This is a genomic window from Kurthia senegalensis (assembly GCF_000285595.1).
GTDB lineage: Bacteria > Bacillota > Bacilli > Bacillales_A > Planococcaceae > Kurthia > Kurthia senegalensis.
The window spans coordinates 146,347-168,552 of sequence record NZ_HE611068.1; the positions used below are offsets into that span (position 1 = coordinate 146,347).

Annotated in this window: 17 protein-coding genes; 3 read left to right on the top strand and 14 right to left on the bottom strand. The window is 37.7% G+C overall.

Annotation, left to right across the window (positions count from 1 at the left end):
- Positions 1-14: 14 nt before the first annotated feature.
- Positions 15-1,601 (top strand): phosphoglycerate dehydrogenase, encoded by a 1,587-nt coding sequence (serA, locus tag KSHG_RS12290; protein ID WP_010307038.1) that lies wholly within the window; start codon positions 15-17, stop codon positions 1,599-1,601.
- A 652-nt stretch (positions 1,602-2,253) separates the two neighbouring features.
- Here the strand turns inward: serA and KSHG_RS12300 are convergent.
- The 9 genes from KSHG_RS12300 to KSHG_RS12340 form a co-directional block, all read right to left on the bottom strand.
- Entirely contained in the window at positions 2,254-3,045 is a 792-nt protein-coding gene (locus KSHG_RS12300) for an HAD family hydrolase (protein WP_010307042.1), read from the bottom strand.
- 181 nt (positions 3,046-3,226) lie between these two features.
- Positions 3,227-4,858 carry a peptide ABC transporter substrate-binding protein gene (locus KSHG_RS12305; protein ID WP_010307044.1) on the bottom strand — a complete coding sequence of 544 codons (1,632 nt, stop codon included), beginning with the start codon at positions 4,856-4,858 and terminating at the stop codon, positions 3,227-3,229.
- 272 nt (positions 4,859-5,130) lie between these two features.
- Entirely contained in the window at positions 5,131-6,030 is a 900-nt protein-coding gene (locus KSHG_RS12310; RefSeq protein WP_010307047.1) for an ABC transporter ATP-binding protein, read from the bottom strand.
- Positions 6,031-6,032: 2 nt separating this feature from the next.
- Complete coding sequence (locus tag KSHG_RS12315) at positions 6,033-7,112, bottom strand: ABC transporter ATP-binding protein (protein WP_010307051.1); 1,080 nt, start codon at positions 7,110-7,112, stop codon at positions 6,033-6,035.
- Between the two features lie 21 nt (positions 7,113-7,133).
- Positions 7,134-8,069 (bottom strand): ABC transporter permease, encoded by a 936-nt coding sequence (locus KSHG_RS12320; protein ID WP_010307053.1) that lies wholly within the window; start codon positions 8,067-8,069, stop codon positions 7,134-7,136.
- Positions 8,069-8,998, bottom strand: a complete 930-nt coding sequence (locus tag KSHG_RS12325; protein ID WP_010307056.1) for an ABC transporter permease — start codon at positions 8,996-8,998, stop codon at positions 8,069-8,071. The genes KSHG_RS12320 and KSHG_RS12325 overlap by 1 nt, the downstream gene beginning before the upstream one ends.
- A gap of 89 nt (positions 8,999-9,087) precedes the next feature.
- The gene (locus KSHG_RS12330; RefSeq protein WP_010307059.1) at positions 9,088-10,707 is read right to left on the bottom strand and encodes a peptide ABC transporter substrate-binding protein; all 1,620 of its coding nucleotides are present in this window, start codon (positions 10,705-10,707) and stop codon (positions 9,088-9,090) included.
- A gap of 572 nt (positions 10,708-11,279) precedes the next feature.
- Positions 11,280-12,098 carry a DUF2785 domain-containing protein gene (locus KSHG_RS12335; protein ID WP_010307062.1) on the bottom strand — a complete coding sequence of 273 codons (819 nt, stop codon included), beginning with the start codon at positions 12,096-12,098 and terminating at the stop codon, positions 11,280-11,282.
- A 50-nt stretch (positions 12,099-12,148) separates the two neighbouring features.
- Positions 12,149-13,675 carry a coproporphyrinogen III oxidase gene (locus KSHG_RS12340; RefSeq protein ID WP_010307067.1) on the bottom strand — a complete coding sequence of 509 codons (1,527 nt, stop codon included), beginning with the start codon at positions 13,673-13,675 and terminating at the stop codon, positions 12,149-12,151.
- A gap of 92 nt (positions 13,676-13,767) precedes the next feature.
- Here KSHG_RS12340 and KSHG_RS12345 point away from each other — a divergent pair, with 92 nt between their 5' ends.
- Positions 13,768-15,069: a globin-coupled sensor protein gene (locus KSHG_RS12345; protein ID WP_010307070.1), complete on the top strand. Its 1,302-nt coding sequence runs from the start codon at positions 13,768-13,770 to the stop codon at positions 15,067-15,069.
- 166 nt (positions 15,070-15,235) lie between these two features.
- On the opposite strand, the gene KSHG_RS12350 is transcribed toward KSHG_RS12345, so the two are convergent.
- Together KSHG_RS12350 and KSHG_RS12355 are read right to left on the bottom strand one after the other, a co-directional pair.
- Positions 15,236-15,583, bottom strand: a complete 348-nt coding sequence (locus KSHG_RS12350; protein ID WP_010307073.1) for a YlbF family regulator — start codon at positions 15,581-15,583, stop codon at positions 15,236-15,238.
- A 12-nt stretch (positions 15,584-15,595) separates the two neighbouring features.
- Positions 15,596-16,738, bottom strand: coding sequence for a DUF445 domain-containing protein (locus tag KSHG_RS12355; RefSeq protein ID WP_010307077.1), 1,143 nt, complete (start codon positions 16,736-16,738; stop codon positions 15,596-15,598).
- Positions 16,739-16,886: 148 nt separating this feature from the next.
- Between KSHG_RS12355 and KSHG_RS16980 the strand changes: the two genes are divergently transcribed.
- Positions 16,887-17,069, top strand: coding sequence for a DUF5342 family protein (locus KSHG_RS16980; protein ID WP_010307080.1), 183 nt, complete (start codon positions 16,887-16,889; stop codon positions 17,067-17,069).
- 19 nt (positions 17,070-17,088) lie between these two features.
- On the opposite strand, the gene KSHG_RS12365 is transcribed toward KSHG_RS16980, so the two are convergent.
- Genes KSHG_RS12365 through KSHG_RS12375 form a run of 3 tightly spaced genes read right to left on the bottom strand, consistent with a single transcriptional unit; the run spans position 17,089 to position 21,881 of the window.
- Positions 17,089-18,360, bottom strand: coding sequence for an MFS transporter (locus KSHG_RS12365; RefSeq protein ID WP_010307084.1), 1,272 nt, complete (start codon positions 18,358-18,360; stop codon positions 17,089-17,091).
- 55 nt (positions 18,361-18,415) lie between these two features.
- A complete protein-coding gene (locus KSHG_RS12370; protein ID WP_010307091.1) occupies positions 18,416-20,143 on the bottom strand; it encodes an ABC transporter ATP-binding protein in 1,728 nt (575 codons plus the stop codon).
- The gene (locus KSHG_RS12375) at positions 20,133-21,881 is read right to left on the bottom strand and encodes an ABC transporter ATP-binding protein (RefSeq protein WP_010307095.1); all 1,749 of its coding nucleotides are present in this window, start codon (positions 21,879-21,881) and stop codon (positions 20,133-20,135) included. Before KSHG_RS12375 ends, KSHG_RS12370 begins: the two co-directional genes overlap by 11 nt.
- Positions 21,882-22,206 lie beyond the last annotated feature (325 nt).

Below are 22,206 nucleotides of genomic sequence, written 5' to 3' on the forward strand. Positions count from 1 at the left end.
GAGAGATTTTTACGATGGCTATTAACATTTTAATCAGTGACCCACTAAGCGAAGACGGTATTTATCCACTAAGACAAGAAACAGAATTAGATTTAAATATCGATATTCAAACTGGCCTTCAACCAGAGCAATTAAAAGAAATTATCGGCAATTACGACGTGTTACTCGTTCGTTCTCAAACGAAAGTGACGCGTGACATTATCGAAGCTGCAAGTCAACTTAAACTAATCGGACGTGCGGGTGTTGGTGTCGATAATATTGACCTCGACGCTGCAACAGAAAAAGGGATTATCGTCGTCAATGCACCAGATGGTAATACAAACTCTGCTGCGGAACATACGACAGCGATGATTTTTGCTTTATCTCGCCACATCCCACAAGCATACACTTCTTTAAAAGAAGGTCGTTGGGACCGTAAAAAATTCGTCGGCGTCGAACTTAAAAATAAAACACTCGGCGTCATCGGCTTCGGTCGAATCGGACAAGAAGTAGCGCATCGTGCTAAAGGAAATCGTATGAACGTAATCGCTTATGACCCATTCCTAACAGCCGAAAAAGCGGAAAAAGCAGGTGTCGATTATGGCTCTGTAGAAGACGTTGCAAAAGTAGCGGACTTCATTACTGTGCATACTCCGCTACTCGACTCAACACGCCATATGATTAATGAAGATATTTTCAATATCATGAAAGACGGCGTACGTATCGTGAACTGTGCACGTGGTGGTATTATCGATGAAGAAGCATTGTACAATGCTATCGAATCTGGCAAAGTTGTCGGTGCTGCACTGGACGTAATGGAAGAAGAACCTTTCGTAGGAAATCGTTTACTAGACCTTCCTGCAGTCATCGCAACACCACATTTAGGTGCTTCTACTATTGAAGCGCAGGAGTCTGTAGCTGTCGACGTAAGTAACGATATTTTATCTTACTTCAAGATGGGCACTGTATTAAACCCTGTTAATATGCCATCTGTTCCGAAAGATGTCGTTGCAAAAGTGGAACCTTTCTTCGACTTAGGAGAAAAAATTGGTGCCTTTGTAACGAATTTAACAGACGAGCCAATTAACGAAGTGAACATTTATTATTCAGGTGATGTCGCAAACTACGATGTACGTCCTTTAACGAACAATACGGTTAAAGGTGTGTTAACTCGTCACTTAGGTAATCACGTAAACAATGTGAATGCACGTTATTTAGCAGATCGTAATGGCATTAAAATTAGTGAACAAAAATCAACTCAAGCACGTGCATTTTTAAGTTCAATTACAGTTGAAGTTATAACGGATAAAGATAAACATTCGGTTAAAGGCACTTTATTAAACGGACTAGGTCCACGTATTGTGCAAGTTGATCAATACGTAGTAGACGTCGTACCAGAAGGTAATCTGCTGTTCATTAAACATACCGACAAACCAGGTGTCATCGGTCGCGTTGGTACGTCTCTAGCTGAGCAAAATGTCAATATCGCAACGATGCAAGTAGGGCGTGCAGATGAAGGTGGCGATGCCATCATGATGTTAGCAATCGACAATGTCGTGGAAAGCTTAGATTTCGTCGTCGCAACAGAGGGCGTATTTGACGCAAAAGAAATCAAATTATAACCGACGAAAGCCTCTTTTATTTCTTGGGAAATAAAAGAGGCTTTCTAATGTTAAAAATGAAATGATATAGGAATTAATCTAACCATCTGAAACAATATAAAAAGAAAAAGACACTTTCAAAGACATCAGATCTTTGAAAGTGTTTTTTTGATGACAACAATCAATCAGTAAACAATATAGAAACATTTGATGTTGAATAATTTTTAAACACAAAAACTGACATTGTTGCTCAATACTACATCCACTACTGTCATAACACACGAATTTTGTTGAAATGAAACCACCTTTCACCGATTCAATATCGGAAAAAGATAGTTCAACAAAAATTTGACAGTGACTCTTAATAAAAGCATAAACGGAAGAACTCGCAAAAAGCTTGCAAACGAGGAGGCGTCCATCCTGCTCAAGAAAAAAATCCATCAAATTCGAATTAAACGAAGTGTTTTTCACTAGCTCACTTTCGCAAGCCCGTGCCCATGCCTACTTCATTTGTTGTTTGTGGGCACTATAAATTTTTCGTATACAACCGGTAAAGTACGATGGCAGCGGTAGCTAAAAATGCAGCAAAAGCTGTTTGTCGTTTGTTTTTCTTAAACATAAGATGTCGCTTCCTTTCGCACATGAAATGAACTTCACTACGGCAACATATGAGCTATCGCTCGCTTACCAATTGTTCAATCTTCGTTAATTTATCTATTTCAAACGTCGGCTTCACAAGACCGTTTGGTTTTTTACTTTCACGATTAACCCATATGTTGCGCATACCTACACGTGAAGAGCCTAAAATGTCCGTCATTAAATTATCTCCAACCATTATACACTCGTCTACGTTTCCTTCTGCTAACGTTAACACATATTCGAAAATAGAAGCGTCCGGCTTCCCAATCCCAAAATCACCTGAAATTACAATATGGTCAAAATACGGTACGAGTTCAGGTGTAATTTCGAGTTTTTTATTTTGTAAGCTCGGTGCGCCATTCGTCAACAAAATTAATTGGTACTCTTCTTTTAAACGATTTAACACTTCATAAGTTTCCGCATAAACGTACGGGCTTTCGATACGATTTTGAATAAATTGCTCCCCTAGTTGCTGACCAAATGTAGCATCTTCAATACCAAAAGCACGCAACCCCCTCGTCCATGCATCTTTACGGTACGTCGGTACGATTTCTTTCATTTGTTGGAATTGTTCTGTTGGATCGTCAAAATGTCCCCACAGCCCTTCAAATGGATTAATACCGATGTTTACCGTATACGGATAAATGTCATAATGCTCATACAAATGACGCGCTTCTTCACGTACTTGGCGTTCTAATTCATTGAGTTGTAGCTGTGGGTATTTTTCTATAGCTTGTGTACATGTTTTTTCAAAAGCTTTCGAAATGCTATACTTGTCCCACAACAGCGTATCATCTAAATCAAAAATAATCGTTTTTATCGTCACTTTCCACATCTCCCTAATCATTTTCTATGTTTCAATCGTAACATATTTCCTCTTTCAAATATCAGAAATTTCAAACAACAATTACATTTCGTTTTTTTTAAGCGAATCAAACACTATTTCGAAATAGAAAAAAACCTTAAAATCCAAGTGGACCTCAAGGTTTTTTTCTTCGACTATACAATTAGTCTTTGTCTACTTCTTTAAGTGAAACATTTCCTAATGCATCTGGAGCCATGTTTTTAACACCATCTTTTACTACGTACTCATTTGAGTAGAAGTAAACTGGGATAACAGGCATTTCATCCATTAAGATTTTTTGGCCATCTTTTAAATAAGTAGTACGTTTTGTTTCATCTGTTTCTTTAGCAGCTTTCGCCATTAAATCTTTGTACTCAGCATTTTCCCAACCAGTATCGTTGTTACCATTGCTAGCTGTGTTGTAACGCTCTAAGAATGTGTAAGCATCGTTGTAGTCAGCAATCCAACCCATACGTGCTACTTGGTAATCAAGTGCTGATACTTTATCTAAGAATACTTGCCATTCAGAGTTATCGATTTTTGTTGTAATGCCTAAGTTTTTCTCCCAACCTTCTTGAATGTACTGTGCAACTGCAGCATGTGCTTCAGAAGTGTTGATTGATACGCCAATTTTTAGATCTGACGCTTTAGAAATACCTAATTCTTTCATACCTTTTTCAAGATATTTTTTCGCTTCATCAAGGTTGTTGCCTTCGAATAAGTTGTTGTCATCTTTGTAACCTTCAATGGCAACTGGAACGTCCGCGTAAGCAGCTGTTTGGCCACCTTTTAGAACATTTTTGATTAAACCATCACGGTCGATTGACATCGCTAACGCTTTACGGATATTAACGTTTTTCGTTGGACCTTTTGTTGTGTTTAATTTGTACTCATAAACAGCAGCATAAGGTTGAGATTTTAAAATACCTTTGTCTTTGTAAGCGTTCATTTTATCAAGTGCAACAGTGTTGTAAGGAGAACCTAAGTAATCTAGGTTGCCACTATCGAACTCACGGCCAGCAGTTGCTTCTGATTCGATCATTTGGATATTAACTGTGTTAAGTGCTACAGCATCTTTATCCCAGTAATCTGCATTTTTCTTTAATACGATTTTGTCGTTATGTTTCCATTCAGATAAAGTGAATGGACCATTTGTTACGTATTTATCGCCAGCTTCAGCAAACCATTTTGCATTTGCAGAAACAACTTTTTCATTTACTGGCATATACGTATAGAATGCTGTTAATTCTAAGAAATATGGTGTTGGTGCTTCTAGAGTTACTTCTAAAGTTTTGTCATCTACTACTTTGATACCTAAATCTGTTTCTTTCCCTTTACCTTCGTTATATGCTTGCGCACCTTTGATTGGGTAAAGGATTGAAGCGTATTCAGATGCATTTTTTGGGTTTAATGCCCATTTCCAAGCGTAAGCAAAATCGCCAGCTACGACAGTGTCGCCATTAGACCATTTTGAATCGCGTAAAGTGAATGTGTACGTTAATTTATCGTCACTCACTTTCACATCTTCAGCTTGTGCATTTTGCACTTCGCCTTTGTTGTCCACACGAGTTAAGCCTTCAAATACATTTTTCACAACTGCACCAGATGTACTATCTGTCGCTAATTGTGGATTTAGTGATGGTGGCTCAGAAGTAATCGATAAATTTAATGTTTTGTCTTTTGATTTATCATCTGAAGAGCCGCTGTCTTTATCATCTGATCCACCGAAGCCACATGCCGCTAGCACAAGCATCAATGCAGATAATAAAGCGAGTAATGAGAATTTTTTCTTCATAAGTATATCCCCCTATCATATTCTAAAATTTTTTTGAGTTACTAACCGTGAGTAACTACATATAACTATACCAAAATTATTCTCAGAAAAAACAAATATATTTATTTTTCCGAAAATTATATTTATTTAAAGCAATTTCTGCTGTATTCATAAATGTATATACTATACAACTATATTTTGAGAGTCAAAATGACATAAAAAGAGCATCGCTTTTGCGATGCTCTTGACTGTTTTAAATTGAATGACTGTTTTTCTATTGTAAGAGTAAAGACCTATCCTTTATACCAACGTTTTACTTGTTCATCCGTGCCGTATACGAAGTGCCCTGGGAATACTTCATGCGTTGATAATTCACCAGTTGCTTCTTCCTCTTTATACGGAATACGTGTACGTGTTGATTCTGAAATCGGATCTGGTAATGGGATAGCAGATAACAATGATTTCGTGTACGGATGCACAGGATAATTGTAAATATCTTCTGAGCTTCCTAATTCAACAATTTTACCTGCGCGCATTACCGCAATACGATCCGAAATATATTTAACCATCGATAAATCATGCGCGATGAATAAATACGTTAAGTCACGTTCTTTTTGAAGTTCTTTCAGTAAGTTTACGACTTGTGCTTGGATTGATACGTCTAATGCCGAAATCGGTTCATCCGCAATAATGAATGACGGATCTAAGCTAAGTGCACGTGCAATCCCGATACGTTGACGTTGACCACCTGAAAATTCATGCGCATAACGATTCGCATGTTCACGGTTTAAACCGACAGATTCAAGCAATGTCCCAATAACTTGCTTACGCTTCTTACTGTCTTTGTGCATCCCATGAATATCGAAACCTTCTGCGATAATCTCACCAGCAGTCATACGTGGATTTAAAGACGCATATGGATCTTGGAAAATCATTTGCATATCTTTATTGAATTTTTTCAATTCTTTTTTTGATTTTTTTCCGTGAATATTTTCGCCCTGGAATATCACTTCACCATCTGTAATATCATACAAGCGAATAATTGAACGACCTGTCGTTGATTTACCACAACCTGATTCTCCAACTAAACCGAGCGTTTCGCCTTTATATACGTCAAAGCTAATACCGTCTACCGCTTTAATAGAACCAAAATGTTGTTTTAAATTTTTAACTTCTAAAATTTTCTCTTTCATTGTTATTCACCTACCTTTTCGATGTTAATGCCGTTCGCTTTATTTTTTTCTAAGTATCCATCGATACGTTTACGAACTGCTTCTGGTATTGGCACTTCTGGTGCATCCGGGTGCAATAACCACGTTTTAGCGAAATGCGTTTCGCTAACTGCGAACATCGGTGGATCTTGTTCGTAATCAATTTGCATCGCATATTCATTACGAGGTGCAAATGCATCCCCAACAGGTGGATGAATTAAGTCCGGTGGAGAACCCGGAATCGTACGAAGAAGTTCATCCGTACTATTATCTAAGTCTGGCATTGAACCTAAAAGTCCCCAAGTATATGGATGTTTTGGATTGTAGAAAATTTCATTCACCGTACCGTATTCTACAATTTGTCCCGCATACATAACAGCTACACGGTCCGCGATATTTGCAACGACACCAAGGTCATGCGTAATGAAAATAATAGATGTATTACTCGTACGTTGAATTTCTTTCATTAACTCAATAATTTGTGCTTGAATCGTTACATCAAGTGCCGTCGTTGGTTCATCGGCAATTAATAATTTCGGTTCTGCTGCAAGTGCGATTGCGATGACGATACGTTGTCGCATACCACCTGAAAATTCATGTGGATATTGTTTGAAACGTTTTTCGGGGAATGGAATCCCTACTTGATCGATTAATTCGATTGCGCGTTGTTTCGCTTCATCTTTTGTCACTTTTTTATTATGTTTCAAAATAACTTCCATAATTTGTTTGCCGACACGCATCGTTGGATTCAATGCCGTCATCGGATCTTGGAAAATCATCGCGATTTCATTCCCACGAATTTTCGTCATTTCTTTTTCGCTATGCTTAATTAAGTCGCGACCTTCAAATAAAATTTCACCTTCTGCATAAATACCTGGTGGTTGTGGAATTAATTTCATTAAAGCATTACTCGTTACTGACTTCCCAGAACCTGATTCACCTACGATACAAAGTGTTTCACCTTGTTTTAAATCAAAATTCACACCACGTACCGCTTGAACGACGCCTGCATATGTTTTGAAATTGATTTTTAAATTTTTGACTTCTAATAACTTTTCACTCATGTTCTCACCTACTTTTATGATTTATTTACGAAGTTTTGGATCTAATGCATCGCGTAAGCCATCGCCTACCGCGTTAAATGCGAAGATTGTAATAGAAATTAAAATGGCTGGGAAAATTAATCGCCACGGTGCAGTATCTAATGCGTTATTACCGTCTGATGCCATCGTACCCCAAGAAGCCATTGGTTGTGTTACCCCTAAACCTAAGTAACTTAAAAATGACTCTGTGAAAATAGCACTTGGAATTGTTAATGTCATCGTTACTAAAATCGCACCTAATGCATTCGGAACTAAATGTTTCATAATAATATGTCCTGTACCTGCACCAAGCGTACGCGCTGCAAGTACAAATTCTCTATTTTTAATAGAAAGAACTTCACCACGTACGATACGTGCCATGTTCACCCAACCTGTAATAGATAATGCGATAATCATTGGTACTAAACCTGGTTGTAATACGACTAAAAGGATAATGACAACTAAAAGATACGGTACAGCTGTTAATACGTCGGCAATACGCATCATAATATCATCAACACGTCCACCTACTAGACCTGAGATTGAACCCCAGGCAACACCGATAATTAAATCGATGACAGCTGCTGTAATACCGATAAACAGTGAAATACGTGCCCCAATCCAAACACGGACGAAAACGTCTCGACCGAGATCATCTGTACCAAACCAATATTTTGATGAAGGTGCTGCGTTGTATGCACCTAAGTTTTCTTTATAGCTGTAAGGAGATAAGAAAGGTACAAAAATAGCCATTAAGGCAACGATGATTAAAATAACGAAACCAACGATTGCTAATTTATTATGAGAGAAACGTATACGTACTTCCTTCCAGAACGATACCGATGTTTCGGCTAATTGTTCAGTTTGTTCGTGACGTCCACCTACAATATTAAATTTTTCTTTTGAAATTTTCTGAATTTCTTGTTTTGGCTGATTCATTATTTTTTGCCCCCTTTCAAGTTAATACGTGGATCTACGAATCCGTAAATAATATCCACAATTAAGACCGCGAACAGTAAAATAATTGAGTAGAATACTGTCGTACCCATGATTACTGTATAGTCACGGTTTGTAATACTCGTTACGAAGTATTTACCTAGACCAGGAATAGCGAAGATTTGCTCGATGATGAAAGAACCTGTAATAACACCAGCGAACAATGGTCCTAAGTACGTAACGACTGGTAGAAGCGCATTACGAAGAGTGTGTTTGAAGACGGTTGTCCATTTACCGAGCCCTTTTGCTCGTGCCATTTTTACGTATTCGCTACTATTTTGTTCAAGCATAGAAGAACGCACGAGTTTCGCGATGAACCCCATATGCGTGATTGCAATAGCGAGCGCTGGCATAATACTATAGGCGAACCCATTCCACCCACTAATAGGAAGGAGTTTCATTTCCAGTCCGACAAAGTATTGTAATAGACCCGCTAAAATGAAGGATGGTACGGAAATACCGAGGACGGCAATCGTCGTACCTAAATAGTCAGGGAATCGGTTATGATAAAGTGCTGTAACAACACCGATTAAAACACCTAAGCCGACTGCTAAAATCATCGCCTCAATCCCTAATGTTAACGAGATCGGGAAACTTTCACTAATCATGTCATTCGTAGAACGACCTTTGTATTTCATTGATTCACCGAAATCAAATTTAGCAGTTGAAATTAAATAATCTTTATATTGAACATACCAGGGGTTGTCTAAACCATATTCGGCTTGTAGTGCTGCCTCAATTTCTGGTGATAAACTTTTCTCAGATGCGAACGGGCTACCAGGAGCAATTCTCATCAGGAAGAATGTTAATGAAACAATGACAAAAAGCGCTACTAAAATATACATTAAACGTTTAAAAATGTACTTAATCATTTTGCTACCTCCTTAACCTCTTATAGAATAATAGGACTGCCCAAACTTTCGTCATTTGGCAGTCCAATTTGAAACTTCTTCACTTAAAACTACTTAGAAATTTTTACATTTTTCAGATTAATGTTACCAAGAACATCTGGTTCCATACCTGTAATACCATCTTTCACTACATATAATGTTGTGTAGTCATAAATTGGTGCTACCGGATAATCTGCCATTAATACTTGCTCAGCTTTTTGTAAGTAACCAAGACGTGTTTCATCATTCGTTTCTTTTTGAGCTTTCGCCATTAAAGTTTGGTACTCTTTGCTTTCCCAACCTGTTTGGTTATTGCCGTTTGAAGCTGTTGTATATTGATCTAAGAAAGTTGTTGCATCATTGTAATCACCAGACCAACCCATACGAGCGACTTGGAAATCACCATTATCAACTTTATCTAAGTAAACTTGCCATTCTGAGTTATCAATTGTTACATTGATGCCTAAGTTTTTGTTCCAGCCTTCTTGGATATATTGTGCGATTGCAGCGTGCGCTTCATCTGTGTTAATTGATAATTTCACTTTAATATCTGATGCATCTTTAATTCCTAATTCTTTCATACCAGCTTGTAAAGCTTCTTTTGCAGCTGTCATATCATTGTCTTTGAAAAACGTTGTTTGTGAATCCCAACCGTTAATTGATTTAGGAACAACACCGTTAGCCGGTTTTTGTTCACCTTTTGTCACATTATCGATTAAGCCTTGACGATCCATCCCTAAAGTTAATGCTTTACGGATGTTTTTGTTTTTCATTACATCATCTTTCGTGTTGAATTTATAAACATAAATTGCAGCAGTATCTTTGATGTTTAATGATTTGTCTTTTTTGTAAGAGTTGACTTTATCAAGCGCGATACTTTGGAAAGGTGCTCCTAAGAAATCAAGATCGCCTGATTGGAACATACGATCAGCAGTCGTTGATGATTCAACCATTGCTACGTTGATTTTATCAACATTTACGTTTTCTTTATCCCAGTATGTATCTGATTTTGCAAGAGTTACTGAGTCATTATGTTTCCATTCTTTTAACGTGTACGGTCCGTTCGTAACGTAGTTATCGCCAGCTTCTGCGAACCATTTGTCATTTTTCTCTACAACTTTTTTATTAACTGGCATGTAAGAATAAAATGCTGTTAATTCTAAGAAGTAAGGAGTTGGGTTGTTTAATGTCACTTCTAACGTTTTGTCATCGATTGCTTTAATACCTACGTCTTCAACTTTACCTTTACCTGTGTTGTACGCTTCTGCGCCTTTAATAGCGTAGAAAATGTAAGAGTATTGTGATGCGTTTTTAGGCTCTAAAGCCCATTTCCAAGCGTACTCGAAGTCGCCTGCAACAACTTGGTCACCGTTCGACCATTTTGCATCACGTAATGTGAATGTGTAAGTAAGTTTGTCGTCGCTAACTTTTACATCTTTAGCCATTGCATTTTCAACCTTACCTTGATCATCTACACGAGTTAATCCTTCGAATACACCGTTTAAAATTGATCCAGATTGAGTATCTGTTGCTAATTGTGGGTTTAAGCTAGGTGGTTCTGATGCGATTGCAAGGTTTAGCGTTTTTTCACCTGATTTGTCATCAGAAGATTTATCGCCACCGAAACCACATGCACCTAGTACAAGAGTAAGAGCTGCGAGGATTGCTAACCATAAGAAGTTTTTCTTCATAATTCTGAGATCCCCTTTTATAACCGTAAAAATTTTTTGCTATGTTCAATAGCATATGAATACTATATCAAACAAATAAATAGAAGAAAAGAAGTATTCCGAAAATTTTCAAATCATAAACAATTGAAGCAATTCATTTAGATGTTTAAGTAGTCAGAAAAGTTCAACATATTTTGTATTTTTATAAAATGAAGCAATTATTTTCTCGCTAATACTCAATTTTTATTATTTTTTATTAATAAATATAAATTTCAGAATAAATAAATAACGTTCACATTTCAGAAAAAATTTTTTGTTTTTTCTTCTTCCTGCACAACACTATCCATTTACAACCAGTTTTATGTAAAAATAAGGATTTTTATCCATAAATAAATTTAATTCTCGCTATTACAATATATTTTTTCTGAATTTTTAAACTATTTTACTTAAAGTTAGACGTCAGATATTTCATATTTATCCTCTTTATTTCCTTTTAAATATATTAAAATAATTTATATTTGCATATTCATACGTTTCAAACTACAAAAAAAGAAGATGGAAAGGCTTCCATCTTCTTTTCAATTATTCCTATTTTAAAGTGATACGGTTTTTTCTAAGCAATGAGCAACGCTATTTAATAAGCTATGATGTGGATTTTGACGATATAAATACACATGAAAAATCGTTAAAAATTGATATACATTACGTTTTAAATAATACGCTTCTTTTCGTTCTAATTTATTTTGTTGTTTCTGAATAAATTTCGGTATACGAACTAAGAAATCTTCAATCATTTTTTCATCCAAATGAATTGAAAGTAAATATAGAAACGTTTCAGACAGTACATCTTGCTCTTTTCCGACATATAAAGTCGACGATGTTACAATTTTATTCGCTAAAACGCGAAATACTTTTTTACAATCCTCCATATGGAAACGTTCGTCACGTAGCAAGGTCAAAATAGCATCCGTCGCATAGCGTACGGGCTCAACAAATTGCCAATCTTCTATATAACTACGTACGTCTGCTTCTAAATCAACATAAAGTAATAATGCATGGGAAATTTTTTCGTACAGTTCATTATCAATGAATGCCATCGTTGCGTCGTCTTTTACGAAAGTGGCAATCGTTTGCACAGTCGCTGCTCGTTTTAAAAGATCCGTACTTTGTAAAGAACCGATATTGAAAAATAAATAGCGATCCCCTATCAATTGATTCAAAACGGCCGCTTTACTCGTCGTCTTTATTTGTCGTTCTGTTGAAATACGCTGCAATAGTTGAAGGACATTTTCGCGAACCGACCAATCCAATGTGCTAAGAAGTGGTAGGATTTCTTCTATTATTTGTGAATCAGATAGGTCGAGCGTCTCTTCGCTTATATGTTTCATGAGTTGTTCATTTGTGAATGTCAATGCGCCGCACCCCTTTCCATTTCATCGTAAATAAACGATTACGTTCAAGGTTATTCCCTATTTTCAGTAGAAGGATACATCTCATTTAAAATTTCGATTTTTTTCTCGATTGCTTCTTCGTACGTTAAAATGTACGCAGCTGGTTCTTTCGGGTTGTGATGTTGTGTAATACGTCCTGTTTTCGCATCAACAAACTTACTTGAAGCACCACAACCAAGACCGATAATCGTTTGGACTTCTTCCATAATAACGATGTTATAAATGCTTTCTTCCCCTGGTTTCGAATACCCGACGTTTTCTAAATTACCGAGAATATTTTTTTGACGGTATAAATAATACGGTGTGTAGCCTTGCTCCGCCGTCCATTCATGTGCGCGTTGCATCATTTTTTCAGCAGTGTAGCGATCTGCTACTTGGTATTTATCACGGTTATGCGTCATTTCAGATGCACGTTTGAACGAAAGTGTATGCACCGTTAAGGATTCTGGTAACATTTTAGCCGACTCTGCTAAAGAATGCTCGAACTCTGGAATTCCTTCGTTCGGTAAACCAATAATTAAATCCATATTAATATTGTTCATACCTTCTTTACGCGCAAGCCAAAACTTATCTATCGTTTCTTGTACCGTATGATGACGACCAATCGCCTTCAATGTTTCATCGGTATAAGATTGTGGATTTACACTAATACGGTCAATTCCCCATTTACGAAGAACGGCTAGTTTTTCAGAAGTAATCGTATCTGGGCGTCCCGCTTCAACCGTTACTTCACGAATTGTTTCAGGATGTGGGAAGTTTTTATACATCGTATCGTACAACTCATCCATCTCATCTGCTTCGATTGATGTCGGTGTACCACCACCCCAATAAACAGAAGTGATACGCATATTTCTTTCCGTTAACCATTGACCCATGCGTTCTAATTCAATGTGTAAGCCGTCTAAGAACGTGTTCACACGACCTTGTTTTCGATTACTTTGAATTGCATATGCTGGGAATGTACAATAAGCACATTTCGTTGGACAAAACGGAATACCGATATAAATACTCACTTCATTGCCGATCGTATCTAAATCCGGAATCGTTTTTAATTGTACGTCGACAATTTTTTCAAGCAAATCAATCTTTTCATTCGAAAGACGGAATTCACTAATTAATTTTTCGCGAATTTCATTTTTATCCATGCCGGCTTTGCGGAATTTATGATACAGTTTCGTCGGACGAATCCCCGTTAAAATGCCCCATTTTTGATGCATATCCGTTAATTGTTCTAACGCTTCTAATAGTACGTACGAAACACCACGCTTCAAACGGATATTTTGCTCCCGCTCCGTTCCTTCTTCTTCGTATGCTTGCGTATGGTTCGTATAAAAAACAGCTTGGCTTGCAACATCTTTTAATTCACACGTCGTACGTACGGTAAAATCAGCATCTGTTTCGTATGTGAAGCGAACGTCTAAATCGACTTCTTTTTCTTTTTTTGCTACTTTCGAGTTTTCAAAAAACAAATTCGCAATATGGGTAATAACGCGAATCCAATCTTGAGGATATTGCTCATTTAATGATATGATTTTCATACTTATTTGACAACTTCTTTCATTTTTTGTTTAGTTCTTCTTTATTATTGGTATTAATGATATAAGACTATTCATTAAAGGAGTTTTTGCCTATGTTTTTTTTAGCACGTCGCCAAATTCATCCCACTTTAAATCTCGAAAGTGAGCTACCAGCTGAATTAAATAACGTTCAAATTGCGAAACATCTCTCATCAGATTTATATACGCAAATGGAGATGATTGCACTCTCAAATCGTGACTTAGCCATTTTAAGAGTGATGCGTCCTATATTAAAACAAAATTTGGCTGATCTCGTCGGAGAATTTTATACGAATTTAGCGAAAGAACCTTCCTTACAACACATTATTCGAGATAATAGTTCTGTCGCTCGACTCCAGCAAACACTCTCTCGACATATAGGAGAAATGTTTGACGGCATTATCGATGAGCAATTCGTTCAAAAAAGACAACGAATTGCAGCCGTTCACGCACATATCGGCCTAGCTCCTAAATGGTATATGTGTGCTTTCCAAAACTTATTAAACGGATTTTATAAAATAATCGAACAGACACATTACCCTGTTCGTGAGCAATTCGAAATTATAAATGCTATTACGAAAATTTTAAATTTGGAACAACAAATCGTACTCGAACTTTATGAACACGAATACGAACAAGCATTAATGATTAAAAATGATGCAAACTTAGCAATTGTCGAATCCGTTCGCATCAACTCCGAATCGTTAAGCGAAGTTGCAGCTGAAACGAATGAAGCAATCTCTTCTATTGTAGCAGTATTAGAAGACTTAAAAAATATGTCTGATTACAACAATGAATTGTCTGTTCGCGTCGCTCAATCAGCAATAGACGAACAACATCGTTTAATTACTACTGAACAAAATAGTACAGAACTTCGAGAAACGATGCAACATGTGAAAACGGATATTCACGATTTACATGATTTGAATCAACAAATTACAAACATTGCGAGCTTAATTGCGGATATTGCGAGTGAAACGAATCTTCTATCGCTCAATGCCTCAATCGAAGCTGCACGTGCAGGTGAAAACGGAAAAGGTTTCGCCGTCGTCGCAAGTGAAGTTCGGAAGCTTTCTGAAAATACGTCGGAAGCTGTAGAAAAAGTAAATCAAATCGTTTCAAAAAGTTTAGCGAAAACGAAAGTCGTCTCAGATGCTTCTATGTCACTCGATTTACTCGTACAAACTTCCAATGAAGACATCAGACTAACTGGAACGTCATTCGAGAAAATCGCATCACATATGCAAGAACTCAATTCTAGCAGCAATACGCTACTCAAAAGTGTCGCTTACTTAAATGATAATATCGCGTCGATACAAAAAAATACGAACCGCATTCATAATGCCTCGATAAATCTCGTAGAAGAGTGCAATTAACATAAATGTACTATGCACCATGTTGACGTAGCATTGTACTGGTTGATATTCAACACAATACGTTGAGCGATGCCGACTCTTTCCCCAACAATAGAACCAAAATAAAAAGGATGGTCGCATTCGATGCGACCATCCTTTTACTGTTTCATTCACATAGAACGAATACTTATTGAATACCGTCGTACATACCTTGAATTGGTTTCGTTAAAATAACATTAATTTCTTGTAATAACTCGCTTAATGCCATTTCAGCCATTAGCATTTTGCTAATTTTTTCATTTTGTTGTGCAAGTTGTGCTGTTTTTTGAGCGTATTGTAATTCGTCATCGCCGATTTCTTCGCCTGACATTTGTTTTTGTTGTAATTTCAATTGAAGATCGCGGAAATTTGCGAACAATGCAACAGCTGATTCATCTTTTTTCACTTCTTCAATCGTTGCTGCTAATGTTTTGAATTGTTCCGTTTTGCGGAAAGTTGCTTCTAATTTGTTTACGTCATCATAAATGTTAATCATGTGTAAATCCCCCTAAAATAAGTATGAAATAATCCCTTGGAATACACCAATGAACCCACCAAGTACGAAACCGAGTATCGTAATCATGCGTAATTCTTTCCCTGTAATGCCGATAATAATGCGTTCAACAATCTCAAGTGGGAAATTGTTCACTTGTTCTCGTACAAGTTCTTTAATATTCAAGCGATCAATCATCGTTTCTAAATTTATTTCTACTTTTTCAAATGCTTTTTCTACTGCACCTGGTACTACTTTTTCAGCAAGATAAGCAGCACCTGTTGGCCAGTAGTGAACGAGTGGTTGGTCCAAACGTTCTGCTATCGCTAATTCTTTTTTAGCGTAAGATTGAATGTTCGACGTTACTTTCGTAAAGTCCAACTCACCCATTAATTGTGACACACTTTGCCCTTTTAATCGATTCCATTCTTTCGCTAAAATGTTATGCACCATTTCAAATGTGCTATCTGATGTTAAAAAGCGGTTAATTTCTTTTTGTACTTTACCTACAATCGAATCGCTATCGCCTAAAAACATTTGAATCATGCCACCTAAAGTACCTTTAGACGATAAGAAGTTATCGATTAAATTTTTAATCGTTGCCGCACCTTCTGGCGAAGCAAAATAATCTTCCCCACGCACTAAAATATAGCGTGATACTTCTGGTAACTTCATATCGACTTTTGCTTGCCAACTTGCAGGCAAAAGCTCATCAATTGCATTCGTCGATAAAACATTTTTAAAATGTGTAATTTGTGTATCAATCACATCATCTACTTTGCCTTCAACGAACGCAGGCGCATTCGTAATGCCAGCTTTCATTAGCCAATCTTGTAATGAAACGTCTTTCGTAAAAATCTTTTCTTCAATGAACGCATTCACTTTCGCTTCTGCTTTTAAGCGTGTCGGTTCGTTGAAAAATTTATTGCGAAACATTTCTGGTGTCAATAAGTACGTCACGACCGTATTGCCGAGTTGTGTCGCGATATCTCCACGTCTTCTCGGAATAATACCCGGTGTGAATGGTAAACGCCATGAGCCAATATATTTCGGTTCTAAAGGTCTAAACAGCATTTTAATCGCAATATGGTTCGTAAAACCACCAATAATTGCCCCAATTGCTGCCATTAATAATATTTGCCATAAAAGGTTCAACATCGTTATTATTCACCTTTCTTTATTCAAAAATGAATTATTTCTTTACACATTATAGCATCGCACTAAAATTTGTCCTATAAAAAGCCTTTACATAGAATTTTTCAACCAAAATAGGTAAACTATTACAAACGAAGAAGGAGTGACCTATATGATTCAACATTTTAAATTCAAGCCACTTTTCGAAAATACGGCTTTACCTGGATGGCATATTAGCTTTTATCACGATCGCGTCTACTATGAAGGTGCGTACAATGCTGACGGTTCTATTGAATGTCTTGTTCCTCAAAACGAACAGTTTTCTGAGCAAATAAAAAAGACATCCACGGATTGATGTCTTTTCACGTTTATGACTAGCTGCGAAGTTTTTCGAAGCGTTTGCCGAACGTAAAGTAAAAATACGTAGATGCTGTTAAATAAAGTGCTGACGTAATAATGAATGTGTATACATACCCATAATAACTACCGAAAGCACTGACTAAAAATGTTGCCGGTATTCCCATTGAGGCCCAACCGACTTGAAAGACCATTTGGTTTACCGAGTTGGCGAGGCCTTTATATTTATCATGCACGATGTCCATTGCAACGGCACTTTGAATAGGGGAAGCTGCATTCATCAATGCTTGTCGGAATAAAAAGCCGATAGACGCAATCCATAAATTCGTCGTAAAAGCTGTTAGTAATAAAAAGGGAATCGACGCATATTGAAAAATAATAATGGCCTTCACTTCTCCAACTTTTCGAACGAGCATCGGTCCAATCAGCTGTGCGACTGCTGTCATTGCGGAACCAATCGCTAAAATAAAGCCGATATACGAATTGGATGCATCGAAACGGTTTGCAAAATACAAGTTCAAATACGGGATAACTAAACCAGAGCCCGTACCGATTACGAGCTGTGCAATCCCGAACAGCACGATGATTTTTAAATTACTTTTAAAATCAGTCGCATGATGATCTTGCACGAGTCTCGGTGCTTTCACGACAGTTTCTTCTATAGATATAGACGGCTTACGCATCATTAAAATCGGTAGTAATCCAAGAATGAAAATGCCAACACCGACTAATAATGCTGTCCGAATACCTGCCGCTACACTAATATTGAAAATGCTACTCGCCATATCTGCGATAACACCACCGAATAAGTTCCCCGCCACCCCTGCAATCGTAACGATTGAGAAATGGACGCTAAATAAATTCATCCGCTCTTTTGGCTTCGAATTTTCTGCTAAAAAAGGGACGCTTGCAACTTGTGGTAATGCCCAAGCGAGCCCTGTTAAAAAAGCACCAATTAGCATCGTATGTTCCGTAACCGTCACACTTCGTATGACGAGCGTAACGGCTGTTAATCCCGCCCCAACAATAATCATCCATTTGCGACCTACTCGGTCACTTAAAAGTCCTGCGGGTACTAAAATTGCTGCCGTAGCGAGTGCCGTCATCGCAATAACGTGCCCACTCACTTCTCCTGCTAACCCTAATTCCCGAATATATAAGTTATACATAACGCCGAAAATACCCATCCCAATTTGGATTAAAGCATTCCCAAACATAAATAATTTCACATTACGACTGAATGAACTTAATTGCGCTGTCCAATCTTTCCACCAACTCGTTTGCTCCACCCACTTTCATCAATTTACGGTTATCAATACTATCGGCTTTGTACGTCAATATCAATTAATTTGTTTGTAAACCGGATTGTAAACGATACATTTGATGATACTTTCCTTGAAGTGCAAGCAAGTCGTCATGCATTCCTCTTTCGACAATTTCACCTGCATCTAGTACGAGAATTTGATTCGCATTTTTAATTGTTGATAAGCGATGCGCAATAATAAATGTCGTACGTCCTTGTTTCAAAACGTTCATCGCATTTTGAATAATTTCCTCGGTTTCCGAGTCAATATTCGATGTCGCTTCATCTAATATTAAAATCGCTGGGTCAAAAGCGAGCGCACGTGCGAAGGAAATGAGCTGACGCTGACCAGATGAAAGCGTAGCACCTCTTTCAACAACTTCATCATCGAGGGCGAGCCCTTTCAATCCACCAACTGCTTCCACTGCCTTAACGACTTGCTCATGTGAGATACGAGGATCGTTCAAACTAATATTTGATTCAACGGTTCCTGTAAACAAATACGGATCTTGTAACACGATGCCCATATGCTCACGAATCGTTTGCACAGGCACTTCGTTAATGTTGCGACCGTCAATCGTAATCGCTCCTTTTGAAACGTCATAAAAACGGAACAGTAAATTCATAATCGAACTTTTCCCCGAACCTGTATGTCCAACAAGTGCGACCGTTTCACCTGAAAGAGCTTTAAAATTAATATCTTTCAACACGTAGCGATCATCTTTATACGCAAAGCTAACATGTTCAAATGCGACGTCCCCTTTGTAGCGTGGCATTTGTTGATTGCTCACTTCTACACCTTCATAAGAGAGTAATTCAAAGACACGCTCTGCTGAAACACGCGCACGTTCTAAACGTGATAGTTGATTGACGATTTGCATGAACGGATTAAACAGGCGCGTAATATAGTCGACGAATGCGTATAACATCCCGATCGACATCATCGTCACCCCATCTAAAGATTGTGAACCGAAATACCAAATGAACGCGAGGAAAATCATTGAGCGCAATAGTCCAATCAGATTGTGCATCGTCGCCGAATCCATCGCTAACATTTTATTTTGATAGCTTAGATGTTCTTCGTTCAATTTTTCAAATTCATCGCCCATTTTTTTCTCTTGATTGAATGCTTGAATAACGGTCATCCCATTAATCGATTCATTTAACATACCATTCATATCTGATAAGCGCGTGCGAATTAAGTGATTGTATTTCGTCGCAAATTTGTGATACCCCCAAATGAATAAAAGAAGTGGTGGGATTAAACAAAGTGCAAGCAATGCCATTTTCCAGTCTAAAACGAAGAGCATAATATAAACGCCTACAATCGTTAAGAGACCCGATGCGATTTGTGAAAGAACGGTTACGAATAAATCACGTACCGCTTCCGTATCATTCGTAATACGCGAAACGACTTTACCAGCCGGTAAGCTGTCAAAATAACGAATCGTTAAACGATTAATATGTTCGTACACGTCATTTCTCATTTTTTTAATAATATGATTCGCACCTGACTGCAAAATGATGTATTGCAAATAGCGGAAAATCGCTGAAATAACAGCGAGACCGAAGAAAATGCCGAGCATGATGGCAAATGGCTTCCAACGGACACCTTCTGTATTCGCATTCGTAATATGCTCATCAATCATAATTTTTGCCATATAAGGTCCTGCTAAATCGGCAACGACTGCGATGAGTAAGAACAACACACCGACAATCAGTTGTTTCTTATACAAACTTGCATATTGCCATAAGCGATTACGCATCATGCTCATCACCTCCTAATTGTTGTAGTTCAAATTGTTGTTTATACCACTGACCGTTTTGGACGAGTTGCGCATGAGTTCCTTGCTCTACAATTGCCCCATCTTCTAAAACGATAATTCGGTCCGCCTGCATAACAGCTGACAAACGATGCGTAATAATGAGCGTCGTTTTGTCTTGGCGTAGGCGTTGGATATTATGAATGATCGTACTTTCTGTTTTAGCATCGACCGCTGATAAAGAATCATCGAGAATTAAAATTTCCGGATTTCGAATTAATGCGCGCGCAATAGAAATCCTTTGTTTCTGTCCACCAGAGAGGGAAATCCCTTTTTCTCCGACCATCGTATTTAAGCCTTCAGGTAAACGATTCAAATCATCTTCAAAGTTTGCCATTCGAATCGCTTCCATCAATTGTTGCTCTGTCGCATCATTTTTACCGAATAAAATATTTTCTTTTACGCTTCGAGAGAATAAAATGTTTTCTTGTGGCACGTAGCCAATCCAGTTGCGCACTTGTTCTTTCGTTTGCTGCTCAATTTGTGTACCCGATAAAGCGATGACGCCATCACCTTCTGGGTATTCACGTAATAATTGCTTCACGACGGTCGTTTTACCACTACCGGTTTTGCCGACGATTCCAAGCGTTTCACCTTTTTGAAGCTGAATGTCTACATCGACTAAGTTCATTCGTTTAGAAGTCGGATATGTAAAATTCACTTCATTGAATACGATCGTATCCGGCGTTGCAATTGCGACCGGGTTTTTCGGATCTGGTACGTCGTCTTTTTCGTCTAACGTTTCCATTACACGGTCAAGCGAAGCATTCCCTCGCTGCATGACGTTAATCATTTCACCGATTGCCATCATCGGCCAGACGACCATTCCTAAATAGACGTTGAACGTAATCAATTGACCGATTGTAATCGTCCCGACTTCGACTAAATAAGCACCATAGCCGAGACCGATCATATAACTCATCGTCGTCAATATTTTACTAATCGGACCGAAAAGCGCATCCATTCGCTCTACGCTCATGTTTTTTTCATACACTTCTTCTGTCATAGTTGAAAATTGCTTTTCCATCGCACGCTCTTGCGTATACGCACGTACGACACGCACACCTTCTACTGCTTCTAATACGCGGTCATTCATTTGTCCAAATGAATCTTGCGCTACGACGAAGCGTTGATGAATTTTCTTCCCGACAATTTGCATCGTCAATGCTAAAAACGGTAGTGGAATAATCGCCATTAGTGTCAATTCCCAAGAAATACCGAAGCCCATCATTAAAATAATCGTTACTAAATATAAGGTGGAATCAAGAAGTGTCATAATTCCATATCCAGCTGTTTCAGAAACAGCTTGTAAATCATTCGTTGACCGTGCCATTAAATCTCCGGTACGATTTCTTTCATAAAATGGTGGGGCCATCCGTAAAAATTTGCCCATCAATCGCTTTCGCATTTGATACTGTAATAAAATGGCGCCACCGAATAATTGGTATTGCCAAATAAAATTAACAGCATAAGCAAAAATTAACGTCCCTCCTAAAATGAAAGTATATTGCCATAATAACTCGCTCGTAACACGATTCGTATGAATCGCATCAATCGTATCCCCGATAATTTTCGGTGGAACAATTTCAACAACATTGGCGATTGCTAACAATACAATAGCAATCACATATCGTTTACGTTGCTCTTTGAAAAACCAACCGAGTTTTTTAAATACGTCAAACATGCGAAACCCCTTTCTGAATCTCCGCCCAACACAAAAAGGCATGCACCCCTAGTAGAAGTACATGCCTTTCCAATAGAAGTGTGCAGCCATATCTGCACACTCAAAAATTAATTTCGTGTTTGTGCGGAGATATGCCCTTTTGAATTTGTCATTGTTTTTTGAGTGAAGCCTGCGCTTACAATGCCGTATAAAATCATGTTACATACCTCCTTTTCTTATTAGTTGCCTTCAATATTACCCTTACACTTTTTAAATGTCAATATATTTTTAATTTTCTATTAATAAAGAATATTTTAACTATATAATAAATAGTTCCCAATTTCAG